We start from the raw sequence: 13,229 nt of genomic DNA, 5'->3' as shown, positions 1-13,229 counted from the left end.
TCTAACGACCGCGGCTACGTGATGTCGTGGGCCATTGGGCCACTGTTGCCGCCAGCCACTCGTCGACATCGGTCTGGGTGCGCAACCGGACCACAGGTGTCCCCGCGGCGATCATGCGCTCCATCCGTGCACGCACCTCCGGATGCTTGACCCACGTCCACCGAACGATGTTCCGCTCCGGGTCCCAGTGAAGCCACCACCAGGGACTTTCGCGGTTTCCGTGCCACAACTCCCGGCGGAGAATCCCACGTCGGACGGTACGTGTGACGATCCGTCGCATGGTGGTGCATCGGGAGTGGTCGAGCCACACGACGACGTCGGCTCCGTGGCGGGTTCCGGGATCGAGGTGGCCGCCGAGTCGCGACGTCCAGTTGCCGTCGATCACCCATCCCGCGGGGTGGGATGTGACGAAGTCGTGCACGATGTCCAACGCCTCGTCCAGGTCACGCAGGGTCCAATCGGCGTCCCAGAACACCGCATCCAGCTCGAGCCGCGCAAGGTCCAGACGCTGGGCGATGTCACGAGCGAGGTGACTCTTCCCGGACCCGGCCACGCCGACTATTCGCAGGCGACGGGGTGCAGCCTGCGGCGACGAGGTGGACGTCTCCACGTCGATCAGTGTGCCAGCCGTGGCTGCCGTCCCGGCCGTCGCGGACGATCTGGGCTCTGGCCTAAGCTCGACGCATGGAACCGGTCTACGACGCTGTGATCACCACCGCACGCATGTTGTGGCTGGCCGAGGGCTTGAAGTTCAAGGTGTCGGGCGTGGAGAACGTCCCGAAGGACGGCCCCGGCGTGGTGGCGATCAATCACACGGGCTACATGGACTTCACGTACGCCGGGATTCCGGCATTTCTGCAGGGGCGCCGCAAGGTTCGGTTCATGGCGAAGAAGGAAGTCTTCGACAGCAAGACGAGCGGCCCCATCATGCGTGCGCTGAAACACATCCCGGTCGACCGGTCGAGCGGCGCGCAGAGCTACCAGACCGCGGTCGAGTACCTCAAGCGCGGGGAGCTCGTCGGTGTCTATCCGGAAGCGACCATCAGCCGCAGCTTCGAGCTGAAGGCGTTCAAGTCCGGCGCCGCACGGATGGCGCTGGAGTCGGGTGCACCGATCATCCCGACGGTGATCTGGGGTGCGCAGCGGGTGTGGACCAAGGGGCATCCGAAGAACCTCGGCCGCAGCAACGTCAAGATCATGATCGGAGTCGCCGAACCGATCGAACCGACCGGCGACGCGGAGACCATCACGACCCGCCTGCACAAGGTGATGAGCGAGAAACTGCTCGAACTGCAGGACGCCTACGGCGAGCACCCGCAGGGCGAGTTCTGGGTGCCCGCGCGACTCGGGGGGTCGGCCCCCACGCTGGAGGAGGCCAACCAGATGGACGCCGACGAGCAGGCGGCGAAGGCCGCCCGGCGCGCCGAGCGGGAGGCCGGGGGGCCCAACCCGGGCGCCGATTCCTGACACCTCGGGCAGATAGGCTTGCCGGTATGGAACCGGTCTACCGGACGCTCGAGGTCATCGCACATGGCCTCGTTCGGGCACAGGGCCTCGACCTGCGTTTTTCCGGACTGGACAACATTCCGCGCGCCGGTGGCGCCGTCCTCGCGGTCAACCACACGAGCTACGTCGACTTCTTGCCGGTGGCCCTCGGGCTGTACCGGGCGGGACGGCGCACGCGGTTCATGATCAAGTCCGAGGTGATGGACATCGCGATCATGCGGTTCCTCGTCAACCACACCAAAACCGTGCCGGTCAACCGGTCGGCGGGGTCGGATGCGTATCGCCTCGCCGTCGAGGAACTCCGGGACGGCGAGATCGTCGCGGTCTACCCGGAGTCGACGATCAGCCGTAGCTTCGAGCTCAAGGAGTTCAAGACCGGTGCCGCGCGCATGGCCGGCGAGTCCGGGGTGCCGATCGTCCCCGCGATCGTGTGGGGCGCGCAGCGACAATGGACCAAGACCGACACCGGCAACCGACAGATGGGGCGCAGTCGCCTGCCGGTCGCCGTGAGCTATGGAGCGCCGCTGCACGTCGGCGCCGACGAGGAGCCGCAGTCGGCAACCGCACGACTGCATGAGGAGATGACGACGTTGTTGCACCATGTGCAAGACGAGTACGGCCCGCATCCGCACGGGGAGTTCTGGGTGCCGGCGCGGCTCGGCGGATCGGCGCCCACACCGGAGCAGGCGCGCGGTATCGAGGATGCCGAGGCCGCTGCCAAGGCCGCGGCGCGCGAGCAGCGGGCGAAGGGCGGACAGTGATCGAAAAGCACACGGACAACAAGACTTTCGGCCCGCCGACGCTGATCGCGTCGGATGTGGACGGCACCCTGATCGACGACGAGAACCGGGTGTCGCGGCGCACGATCGATGTGCTCGGTGCGGCGGTGTCCGCGGGTGTCGACTTCGTGTTGGCGACTGGCCGACCGCCGCGGTGGATCGCCGAGATCACCGATCAGTTCGAGGACACCGCGGCTCATGTCCGCTACGCGGTGTGCGCCAACGGCGCGATCCTCTATGACGTCGAACACGACCGGATCATCTCCGCCGCGACGTTGGACCCGGACACGCTGGAGAAGCTGGTCGATCACGCATACCGGCAGCTGCCCGGCTGCGGTATCGCCGCCGAACGCGCCGGCAGGTCGGCCTACGACGCCGCCACACCGCCGTTCGTCGCGACGTCGGGCTACCGGCACGCGTGGCTCAATCCCGATCACATCGAGGTGGGCGACGACGAGGTGTACGCCCAGCCGGCGGTGAAACTCCTTGTGCGCCAGCCCGGTATGCGCAGCGACGAGATGTCGGCGGCCCTGAAGGATGCGGTCGGCGGGCTCGCCCAGATCACCTTCTCCACCGACAACGGGCTCATCGAACTGGCGGTCCCGGATACACACAAGGCATCCGGCCTGCGTGAGATCGCCGGCCTGGGCGGCCTCGACACCTCCGCGACCGTGGCCTTCGGCGACATGCCCAACGATGTGGAGATGCTCACCTGGGCCGGCCACGGCGTCGCGATGTCGCACGGGCATCCGGCCGCCCTCGCCGCCGCTGACGAGGTGACGGTCACCAACAACGACGAAGGGGTCGCCCGGGTGCTGGAGCGGTGGTTCGGGTAGGGGGTCCTGTCGCCGGTTGAGTAGCCGCGCGAGCCGGCGCGTTCTTTCGTTGGTTGAGTAGCCGCGCGAGCGTGCGAGCCGGCGTATCGAAACCCCCGTGACCTGCACGAACCAAACTTGTCAGACCCATGTCGTAGTTTGGTTGTCAGCAGGAACGACACGATGGTGATGCCGGCCGGACCGTAGGGTTTTGGGGCCTTCTTTCAGAGATATGTGGGACGCAGTTGTCCTGTGCTGTCCAATATTTGTCTCTGAAAGGTTGTGTGCGGTGTCGGGTCCGGGGTGGGCGTTGTCGTCGTGGTGGCGGGATCCGTCACCATGGCCCGACGTGCCGCCCCTGTTCACCGGCGGCCTCGACGCCGAGGATGTCGCGTCGACGGACACGAATGATCTGATCGGTGCGCTCGTCTCGGATGTGCGGGGTGAGGCGTTCCTGGCGTGGCACCGCTACCAGATCGCCGCACAACTGCATGCCCGTCTGGTCGGTGATGAGCGGTCGGATCACGACTTCCTCCTGGTCGACGGCCTCGCCGATTGCGCCGCGCGGGTGGCGCTCGGGTTGGGCATCGGCCAGGCCGCCGCCGAACACCTGATCGCTGAGGCGATCGCGCTGCGCGACCGCCTGCCCCGCGTCTCCGAGCGGCTGCGGGACGGCCGGATCAGTGCCGCGTTGATTCCGACGATCATCTCCCGTACCGATCTGGCCGACGGCCAGCCGTACGCGCCCTTGGTGGATGCCGAGATCGCCGCCGAGTTGGATGCGCATGCCGGGGGCTGGTCGGCGCACCGGCTACGCGACATGGTCGACCGGATCGTGTTCCGGCATGACCCGGATGCGGTCCGGGAACGCCGCCAACGTGCCCTGGATGCGCGCGGTATGCACACCAAGAACAAGCCGGATGGGATGGCCGAAATCTCGGCGACCATGGCCGCCGAAAATGTGCGGATCGCCGCCGCCGCGGTGAAAGCTCTCGCCCACTCGGTGTGTGAGTTCGATGAGCGCACCCGACAGCAGCGGGCCTCGGATGCCATGTTCGCGCTGCTGTCGGGCACCCGGTTCGAGTGCAGCTGCGGGCGTGCCGAGTGCACCGCGCAGATTCCGGTGCCGGGTACGGTGCCGCCGGTCGACGCCAAGATCGTGGTGCACGTGGTCGCCGATGAGTCCACGTTGAACGGCACCGCGCAGCATGCGGCGTTCATCGCGGGGCACGGGGTGATCTCGGATGAACATGCCCGCGATCTCGCCGCCCGCCCGGACGCGGTCATCTCGCCGTTGGTGCCCGAGGGCACCCCCACCAACCCGGACGGCACCGTCACCCTGCCGTCACATTTGCCGTCAGATCCGTATCGGCCGTCGGCGGCCTTGGACCGGTTTGTGCGGGTGCGTGATGGCTACAGTGTGATCCCGGGCAACGGCACGTCGTCGTTTGACGCCGATCTCGATCACGTCCACGAGTATGACCACGCCCATCCGGAGCGGGGTGGGCAGACCGAGCCGGACAACCTGAACGCCAAAGACCGCTTCTCGCACCTGTTGAAGACGTTCGGGCGGTGGGTCGATGAGCAGTACCGCGACCGGCGCGGCCGGTTGCGGACGGCGTTCACCACGCCGGAGGGGCTGATCATCGACGGCGAGCCCGACAATCTGGAAACGATGTTCCCCGGGCTGCGTCGTATCCGGTTCGCACCCCCGGACCCACCGCCGGCGCGGTCGGACACCGACCCCGACCCGCCACCACCACCGACACCGGAACCGCCCACCCGATCCACACCCCGGGTGGCGGCCAAACACGCCCGCCGACAACAAGAACGAGAACGCAACCGGCAGCGTCGACAAGAGGAGGCGAGACGAGAGGCGGAGGGACGACAAGAGGAGGGTGACGACTCCGCCTGACTCAGGCTCCGTGACTCAGGCTCCTGTTCTCAGGCAGCCGGCGGCGGAGCGGGTGCCGGCGGCGCCGGCTCGGCAGGCGGCGGTGCGGGCGCGGGTTCCGCGGGAGGCGGTGGGGCCGGTTGCTCCTGCGGCGGTGCCTCCTGCGGTGGGGCCGGAGGCGGTGCGCCGCCAACCATCGCACGGATCGGCCCGAGTGCGGCGTAGCCGTGCTGACCCGGGCAACTGGTGCTGTTGTAGTCGCGGTGGCCGCTGATGGTCGGGAGATTGGTGACGGCACCGGCCGGGAACTTGCTGCCGCTGAACGGTTCCGCGGTCAGCTGGGCGGTCGCGTTGGCGTTGATGCCTGCCTTGCCGAGGCGCCACCGCAGGAAGTTCGCCACCGAGTTCACCATCGCCGGCGGCGGCACCATCTCGTCCAGGTTGCCGATCATCGAGATGCCGATCGTGTCTTTGTTGAATCCGCCGGTGTGCGTGCCCTGCACGTTCTGGTCGAGCCCGCCGAACGCGCCCTCGAAGATCTGTCCGTACTTGTCGACGAGCACGTTGTAGCCGATGTCGCACCAGTTCAGGGTGCGTGCGTGATACGCGTAGATGCCGCGCACGATCTCGGCCGACTGCTCGGGTGTGTAGTCGTTGCTGCCGGCGGTGTGGTGCACGATCGCCGCCCGCGCGGTCGGCGAGTACTGCGGCTGCGAACAGCGGGCGGATTCGTCGGCACCCCACTGGGCGCGTCCGACCACCGACGGGCCACCCAGCAGCGGGGTCAGCAACGACGATCCGAGCGACAGCAGCCCCTCGGGGCTGATCAGGTTCGCCGACAACGCCGACAGGGCCGTAGTCACCAGCTCGGTGACGATCGTGCTCGCCGACCCGATGCCCAACTCGGCAACGCCGCCGCCCTGCGGCTCGGCCGCCGGGATCGCCAGACCCTCGTCGGTGACCGCGACCTGGACCTCCTTGGCGTCACCCACCCACACCGGTTCGGTGCCCATCGGATGCTCCGCCGACACCGGGTGCATCTCGTCCACCGGGTCGAGTGTCATCCACTCGCCCCACGACCCGTCCTTCTCCTTGGCCCGCATCATCATCGACGCGTCGACGGCACGGTCCCAGGTGAACGCGACCATCTTCAGCGGCTCGTCGCGGACGATGTGCTTCACCGCAGCGCCGACCTCCCGGCCGTCCGCCATCCGTGGCGGCGCGGGTGGCGCGGATGGTGCGGGTTTCCCCTTCGCGTCGGGTGCCCGATCTGCCCGCGGTTCCTTGGGCGTGGGCCGGGGTGCGGGCGAAGGTGCGGGTTCGGACGTGGGCGCCGGATCGGAGTCGGGCTCCTCGTCCGCGTCAGGTGGTGGTGGGGGTGCCGCCGGCTGCGACGGTTGCGGCACGCTGGGCAGATCGAAGGCCGTCGGGTCGATCTCGGGCAACCGCAGACCCGCCGCGGCGAGACCCGACTCGGCGATGTCGACCACCACCGACGGCACATCGGCGAGGCCGATCTGATCGATGGTGGTCGGCGGGACCTCGCGATGATTGTCGGTGGGGCGCGGGTCCGAGCCGGTGACGATGATCGCGAACGGGCTCGCGACGATGGCGGCGGCGATCGTCGCGAGAACGAACGACGGCCTGGGACGGGCGTTGGGACGAACTCGGCGCATGGTTCGCCATCGTGCTGGCCGACTCCGCACCACGACGACGGCGCGCGCCGCTTCTCAGCAACCCGTGATGTAGTTGTTATCTAGTGTGGCCGTTGTGAAGCGTGAGTTCTGTGTGAGTTCACGAATCGTCCGAGTTCACGCCGTCCCCCTCTTCGGGGGGTGCCGGATTCGCCCGACCCTCTTCAGAGTGTGATCTACCCCTCAGTTCGTAGCAGATGTGATCTACCTCGAGCCAGAGCCGAGGGGCGCCGAGGCCGACTCGCCTCGTTCCTGTTCGAGATCCAACTCTCTTGAGAGCAAGGACAATTCATGACGACGACCCCGACAGCACCGACCTCGCCGGTCCCGAGAGATCCGGAACCGGCCACTACCGCGCCACCCCGAACGAGCCTGCGACGCGTCGCCGCCGCGAGCTCGATCGGCACCACCATCGAGTTCTACGACTTCTTCATCTACGGCACGGCCGCCGCGCTGGTGTTCCCGACCATCTTCTTCCCGGCCGCCGACGACGTGACCGCCACGATCGCCTCGTTCGCGACCTTCGCCGTCGCCTTCTTCGCGCGCCCCGTCGGCGCCGTGCTGTTCGGGCACTTCGGCGACCGCATCGGGCGCAAACGCACCCTCGTCTGGACGCTGCTCATCATGGGTCTGGCGACCGTGGCGATCGGTCTGCTGCCGGGCTACGAGACCGGTGTGTTCGGCTTCGCCGAATCGGGCATCGGCATCCTCGCGCCGATCTTGCTCGTCGCCCTGCGTTTCCTGCAGGGCTTCGCGGTCGGTGGTGAATGGGCGGGCGCGACCCTGCTGACCGCGGAGTACGCCCCCGAGGGCAAACGCGGGCTGTACGCGATGTTCCCGCAGCTGGGGCCGGCATTCGCATTCTTCTTGTCCAGCCTCACCTTCCTGATCGCCAATCTGACACTGGGCGAAGCGAGCTCGGCGTTCCTCGACTACGGCTGGCGCATTCCGTTCATCCTGTCGTTCGCGCTCGTCGCGGTGGGTCTGTGGGTGCGCCTCGCGGTCGCCGAGACCCCGGTGTTCCGGGAGACCCAGCGTGCCCAGGAGATCCAGCGCACCGAGGCCCACAGAACGGAGGCCCACGGAACGGATGCCCAGGCGGTCCTGCCGTTCGGTGACGCCGTCCGTCACCAGTGGAAGGAGATCCTGATCGCCGGCGGCGCGCTGGCCAGCTTGTTCTCCCTCTTCTACATGGGCACGGCGTTCCTGACGAACTACGGCACCAAGACCCTCGAGCTCTCGCGCACCTTCGTGCTGACCTCGGGTATGGCGGCCGCGGTGGTCTTCGGACTGTCCACCGCCGCGTCGGCGATCTGGTCGGACCGGATCGGCCGGCGCCGTGTGATCATGACGTCGTGCGCGCTCGCCGTGCCGTGGGCGCTGGTGCTGTTCCCGATCCTGGAAACGGGCGGCGGTCTGGCCTTCCTCATCGGCCTGCTGGGCACGCTGCTGATCTTCGGGATCGCCTACGGCCCGGCCGGAGCGTTGCTGCCCGAGTTGTTCGAGGCGCGCTACCGCTACACCGGCGCCGGAATGGGCTACAACCTCGCGGGCATCTTCGGCGGCGCGATTCCGCCGCTGATCGCCGCGCCGCTCATCGCGGGTCCGGGTGCGATCTGGGTCGGCGTGATGCTGGCGGCGCTCTCGGCGGTCAGCGTGGTGTGCACCCTGGTCATCGTGGAGACCAAGGACCGGTCGATGCACGCCGACGCCCCAGCCGACGCGCCGGCCAGTGCACCGGCCGCACAACCCGCCGGCTGATCATTCGGCCTGCTGATCGGCCTTCGTCAGGATGACGTACTGCGCGGATATCTGCTGGTAGGCGTCCTGAGGGCTCGGCGACGACACCGAGGCGACGTAGCGGCCGTCCTGCACCAGGCAGTAGAAGAACCGCTCCTTCGACTGGCAGGTGGCGATCGGCAACCCTGGCGGGCTGTCGATGTCCTCCCACCCCTGATTGCGGTTGGAAGAAAGGAAGGCCTCGACGATCTGCCGTCCGCCGTCGGACGTCTCCGCTCGATACACGGTGGAGCGTTCGACGGCGTTCGCGGTGGAACCGGTTTCGGTGAGCACGTTGTAGTCGGTCACCGGATCGCTACTCGTGTGGGCCATCCCGCGTGGACCGTAGACCGCGCGGACGCTGCCGCCCGGCACCCCGGTCTCCGCGTCCGCCAACTCATCGTCGGTGTAGGGCAGCGCGTAGATGAGTACGTGGTCCTGGTCGATCTGCGGTGCGCTCGATCCGGTGATGCCCTGCGCCGCGGCCTCCGCACGGGTGGGGGTGGCGGGGAACCGGTCGATCAGCGGTCCCTGCAGGCCGATCGCCTTGCGGATCGTCGGTTCCAGCAAGTCCTGCTGCTCCGGGGTCGTCTCGTACCACTGATAGAGCACGTAGGTGTCGCGCGGCGTGAACGCCAGGATCTGCCGGTCGCCGCCGCTGTTCGTGCGGACGACGAGGGTGCCCGGTAATCCCGGCAGCGTCGTCGGCCGTGTGTTGCCGGTGTCGGCGGCGGCCGCCGCCATCTGCCGTGCGGCGGCCTCGGCATCGTCAGCCGTCTGATAGCGCAGCACCATGTTGTTGAGACTGCGCTTGTTACCGGCCCGCAGGTTCTCGTCGGGCGTGGAGGCGGTGGACACGTAACCGCCGAGCATCGACCGGTTGGCAGGGACGTCGGCCACCTCGGGTGAGAAGACCAGACGAAGGTTGCCCCGCGTGGAGATCACCATGGTCGGGATGCCGCTCTTGGTGAGGTCCGCGTCGATCTCGAACGGCACGACGACGAACTGCGCCATCCGCTGCCCCTCGATCTGCAGGATGTTCTCCTCGGTCGCCGTGCCGAACTCCGCCCGCGGCTCGGTCGGGTAGGCGCCGGTGTCCAGGGCGGCGATGTCGATGGACGGCTCGGCCGCCGAGCCCTCGGCGCCGGTCGTCGTCGGCGTTCCCTCGACGGTGCAGCCGGCGAGTGCCACAGCCGCGGCGACCACCCCCAGCCACCGCGCAGCCGTCGGTACACGCTTCATCTGCCAGCTCCCTCTCGCCACACGGCGGCCCCGGGTGTCGGATCGGCCGTTCACGGTTGTCATGCTCATTCGACGCGTCGGCCGCGGCGCGATGTTCCCCGGCAGCGCATCCGGTGTCCGGGTTGCAGATTAGTGCACCGAAGGAATGACCAGCGCACAATTCATCTCGGTAGACTACGGGCCCGGCGGACGCCGGAGAACCGTGCTCTGCTGATTCCGTGACGTACGACGACCGGGGGAATGTCTTCGATGGGTGAGTCCGCACCGCAGGCAGCGGCCCCCCGATCCGCGTCGTCGGACGCCGCCTCGGTCGTCGACGGCGCGGTGAAAGTGCTGCGCGCCTACCAGATGGACGCCCTCGCCGACGTCGCCGTCGCCAAGCTGAACCGCGACGTGCAGGAACGCACTGTCGTGGTCGTCGGCGAAGTGCAGCGCGGCAAGAGCTCGCTGGTGAATGCGATTGTCGGGCACAGGGATCTGTGTCCTGTCGGCGTCGACGTGACATCGTCGGTCGCACTGAGCGTGACCCCGGATCCCGACCTCGGATCCGCGACGGTCGCCGAACTGTTCTTCCCCACCGGCGCCCGCCGCATCGACGCCGGTGAGGTTCCGCAGTGGGTCACCACGACGGGTGACAAGGTCTGCGATCCGCGCGTCGAGGAACTACCCACCGCCGCCGCCGTGGCCGTCCGCGACGCCCGGATCGACAACCTCACCCTGGTCGACACCCCCGGCGTCGGCGGCCTCGACTCCGGGCTGGCCCGTCTCGCCGCGCAGTCCGCCGAACAGGCCTGTGTGCTGGTTCTCGTGTGCGATGCGTCGTCGCCGCTCACCGCGCCGGAGATGGCGTTCGTGCGCGAGTCGACGGCCACGGTGGACTCGGTGATCGTGGTGGTGACCAAGACCGACAAGAACCTGCGGCGGTGGCGTGAGATCGTCGCCGAGAACGAGCAGATCCTCGCCGCGCAGCTCGCCCGGCCGGTCACCGTGCTGGGCGTCTCCAGCCTCCTCGCGGTGGTCGCCGCCGACGCACCCGACCCGGCGATCCGGGCGCGCTTGGAGAACGACAGCGGGATCACCGCGCTGCGTGCGGAGATCGTCCGCCGCCTCGACGCTGCCGCCGAACTGCCGCATCTCGACGCGGTCCGGACCTGTCTGGAGGGACTGCGGGTGGTGCGGGCGAAGGTCAGCAGGGAACTCGACGCCGTCCAGGAGGGCGCGGCCGCGCTGCCCGACCTCACCGCGGACATGGAACGACTGTCGGATCTGCAGGAACAGTCGCGGCAATGGGAGCAGTACCTCGCCCGCGACCTGACGCTGCTGCGGCAGTCGGCGGTGGACGACCTCGAACGCCGGCTCGACGACATCCGCGACAAGTGGACGAACTACGTGAACACCCACGGCATGGCGGTCCTGCGGCGCAGCGCGCAGAAGTTCACCGCCGACATGCAGACCGACCTGCAATTGGCGATGGCGGAGACGTTGTCGACCTTCCTGCAGCGCCTGCACGACGAGATCATCGCCCCGCGGTTCGCCGACGATCCGACGGTGTGGGAGGAACTCAGCACCCGCATCGTCGCGTCCATGCAGGACAAGCGGATCGAGACCCATCAGGTGGGCAGCAAGCGACACGGCCTGCTCGACCCGACCCTGCTGACCATGGGCGTCGTCGGCGGGTCGTCGTTGGGCGGTCTGCTCGGGCTCTCCGCGCTGATGGGTGTCGGCCTGGTGGTCGGCACCGTGTGGGTGGGTGTGAATCTGAGCTTCCGGGCGATCCGCGCCGGCAAGACCAACCTGCTGACGTGGCTGCGCGAGACCATCGCCACCACCAAGGGCGCCACCGGCCGGCTGCTGGAAAGTGCGGTGGCCCAATCGCGCCCGGAGATCATCATCCGCTACCGCGACTACCTCCGGACCAACATCGAACAGCTGCAGAAGACGATCAACGAGGTGCAGAAGGCCGCGTCGGCCGACGCCGCGGCGCGGGAGAAATCGACTCAGCGGCTCACGACGAACCTGCAGATCGTCGACAAGCGGATCGCGGCGGCCGAACAACTGATGGCGGGTGGCCGGTCGTGACTCACCCGGATCCCGGCCGGCCCGATCCCGTCCACGCCACTCTCGACCGCGGCCTGCATCAGCTCGCCGCGCTCGGCGGCGACCTTGCGGCGCATGCGAACTCGATCGGCACCATCCTGTGGTCGCCGCCGCGTGTCGTGATCGTCGGGCGACTCAAGGCCGGCAAATCCACGCTGGTCAACGCGCTGATCGGGGCGCCGGTGGCGGAGACGGCGGCGCTGGAGGCCACCAACACCGTCACCGTCTACCAGGACGGTTCGCCGTCGCGCGCCGAGGTCGTCGGGGTGGACGGCCGGCGGCATCCGATGGCGGTCGGTCATCACCAGCAGCGCCTGCCGCTGCCGCTGGCCACCCCGGACATCGCGTTCGTGGACCGGTGGCTGCCGTCGGCTGCGTTGCGGCGGCTGACCCTCATCGACACCCCGGGCCTGTCGACGCTGACCGTCGCCAACGACGCCGCCACCCGCCGCGCGATGATCGACGGTTTCGAACAGACCCGCACCGCCTCGATCGACGCCGACGCCGCGGTGTTCCTGTTCGACGCCGCACCCCGCACCGACGAGATCGAGTTTCTCTCGCAGCTGCCGTTCACACCGTTGAACATGCTCGGGGTGCTCTCCCGCGCGGATTCGTTCGGCGAAGGGGCCCTGGGTCGGCGCGACCCGCTCGGGCACGCCACGGAACACGCGGCCCGCATGGCGCAGCAGCTGACGGAGACGGTCAATGCGGTGGTTCCGATCTCTGGTCTGATGGCGCAGACCAGCCACACCGGCATGCTGACCGAGCAGCACGCGGCCGCACTCGCCCGGCTGCGGGGCATGCCCACGCTGGAGGTGATCCGCACCTTCGACGCCGACGACGCCGACGAGGTCCTGCCGCTGGCGACCCGCATCCAACTGCTGGCGCTGCTCGGCGAATACGGCGTGCTCAACGGACGCGAGATCGCCGCCGGCGGAGCGGCCGCACTCAACGCCTGGCTCACCGATCGGTCCGGCATCGGCGGGCTGATGCGCGCGCTGGACGCCTCCACCACGCGTTTCGCGATCCTGCACCGTGCCCACCGGATCCTCGCCCGGCTCGACCAATTGGCGTTCACCCACCCGGCCCGCGACCGCATCCGGTCCTTGGCGGCGCAGCTACGCTCGGCGCCGGCCCTGCACATGGTGACCGTCCTCGAGGACTACCAGCGGATGTTGCGCACCGACCCGCGGGCCGCGGTCACCGACGAACTGCGCACCGTGCTCACCGCCACCACGCCCGCCGGACGTCTCGGACTGCCCGACAACGCACCCGCACACGCTGTTTCGGCGGAGGCGGCGCGCCGGCTCGCCGCCGCCCAGCAACGGTCCCTGGCCACCGGTTCCGCCGCGGAGGACGCCGCCATCGTCACGCTGATCCGGACCTACACCTCCCTGACCGCTGCACCTCGCTGATCCCCACG

General features: G+C 68.7%; 10 protein-coding genes. 7 read left to right on the top strand and 3 right to left on the bottom strand.

Annotated features, from left to right (window positions below):
• Position 1 precedes the first annotated feature (1 nt).
• Complete coding sequence (locus VZC37_RS18125) at positions 2-610, bottom strand: P-loop NTPase family protein (RefSeq protein WP_330434274.1); 609 nt, start codon at positions 608-610, stop codon at positions 2-4.
• A 74-nt stretch (positions 611-684) separates the two neighbouring features.
• Between VZC37_RS18125 and VZC37_RS18120 the strand changes: the two genes are divergently transcribed.
• From VZC37_RS18120 to VZC37_RS18105, 4 genes are all read left to right on the top strand, one after another.
• Positions 685-1,467: a lysophospholipid acyltransferase family protein gene (locus VZC37_RS18120; RefSeq protein WP_330434272.1), complete on the top strand. Its 783-nt coding sequence runs from the start codon at positions 685-687 to the stop codon at positions 1,465-1,467.
• Positions 1,468-1,493: 26 nt separating this feature from the next.
• On the top strand, positions 1,494-2,267 hold the full coding sequence (locus tag VZC37_RS18115; RefSeq protein ID WP_330434270.1) for a lysophospholipid acyltransferase family protein: 774 nt from the start codon (positions 1,494-1,496) through the stop codon (positions 2,265-2,267).
• On the top strand, positions 2,264-3,121 hold the full coding sequence (locus VZC37_RS18110) for an HAD family hydrolase (protein WP_330434268.1): 858 nt from the start codon (positions 2,264-2,266) through the stop codon (positions 3,119-3,121). The genes VZC37_RS18115 and VZC37_RS18110 overlap by 4 nt, the downstream gene beginning before the upstream one ends.
• Before the next feature lie 268 nt (positions 3,122-3,389).
• A complete protein-coding gene (locus tag VZC37_RS18105) occupies positions 3,390-5,015 on the top strand; it encodes a DUF222 domain-containing protein (protein ID WP_330434267.1) in 1,626 nt (541 codons plus the stop codon).
• 29 nt (positions 5,016-5,044) lie between these two features.
• Here the strand turns inward: VZC37_RS18105 and VZC37_RS18100 are convergent, their stop codons facing one another.
• A complete protein-coding gene (locus VZC37_RS18100; RefSeq protein ID WP_330434265.1) occupies positions 5,045-6,670 on the bottom strand; it encodes a peptidoglycan recognition protein family protein in 1,626 nt (541 codons plus the stop codon).
• A 309-nt stretch (positions 6,671-6,979) separates the two neighbouring features.
• Between VZC37_RS18100 and VZC37_RS18095 the strand changes: the two genes are divergently transcribed.
• Positions 6,980-8,449 (top strand): MFS transporter, encoded by a 1,470-nt coding sequence (locus tag VZC37_RS18095; RefSeq protein ID WP_330434263.1) that lies wholly within the window; start codon positions 6,980-6,982, stop codon positions 8,447-8,449.
• Here VZC37_RS18095 and VZC37_RS18090 read toward each other — a convergent pair whose 3' ends face one another.
• Positions 8,450-9,709, bottom strand: a complete 1,260-nt coding sequence (locus tag VZC37_RS18090) for a DUF7373 family lipoprotein (protein ID WP_330434261.1) — start codon at positions 9,707-9,709, stop codon at positions 8,450-8,452.
• 249 nt (positions 9,710-9,958) lie between these two features.
• Here VZC37_RS18090 and VZC37_RS18085 point away from each other — a divergent pair, with 249 nt between their 5' ends.
• On the top strand, positions 9,959-11,788 hold the full coding sequence (locus tag VZC37_RS18085) for a dynamin family protein (protein ID WP_330434259.1): 1,830 nt from the start codon (positions 9,959-9,961) through the stop codon (positions 11,786-11,788).
• A complete protein-coding gene (locus VZC37_RS18080; RefSeq protein WP_330434257.1) occupies positions 11,785-13,221 on the top strand; it encodes a GTPase in 1,437 nt (478 codons plus the stop codon). Before VZC37_RS18085 ends, VZC37_RS18080 begins: the two co-directional genes overlap by 4 nt.
• The last annotated feature ends 8 nt before the right edge of the window (positions 13,222-13,229 follow it).

This window comes from Gordonia sesuvii (genome assembly GCF_036350415.1).
Lineage (GTDB): Bacteria > Actinomycetota > Actinomycetes > Mycobacteriales > Mycobacteriaceae > Gordonia > Gordonia sesuvii.
Note: the sequence above shows the minus strand (reverse complement) of the source record. Positions and strands in the feature narration are given on the sequence as shown.

Bases quoted from the DNA above. Each gene is read 5' to 3' on its own strand.
- VZC37_RS18120 (WP_330434272.1), top strand. From the start codon at position 685: ATGGAACCGGTCTACGACGCTGTGATCACCACCGCACGCATGTTGTGG.
- VZC37_RS18115 (WP_330434270.1), top strand. From the start codon at position 1,494: ATGGAACCGGTCTACCGGACGCTCGAGGTCATCGCACATGGCCTCGTT.
- VZC37_RS18100 (WP_330434265.1), bottom strand. From the start codon at position 6,670: ATGCGCCGAGTTCGTCCCAACGCCCGTCCCAGGCCGTCGTTCGTTCTC.
- VZC37_RS18095 (WP_330434263.1), top strand. From the start codon at position 6,980: ATGACGACGACCCCGACAGCACCGACCTCGCCGGTCCCGAGAGATCCG.
- VZC37_RS18090 (WP_330434261.1), bottom strand. From the start codon at position 9,709: ATGAAGCGTGTACCGACGGCTGCGCGGTGGCTGGGGGTGGTCGCCGCG.
- VZC37_RS18085 (WP_330434259.1), top strand. From the start codon at position 9,959: ATGGGTGAGTCCGCACCGCAGGCAGCGGCCCCCCGATCCGCGTCGTCG.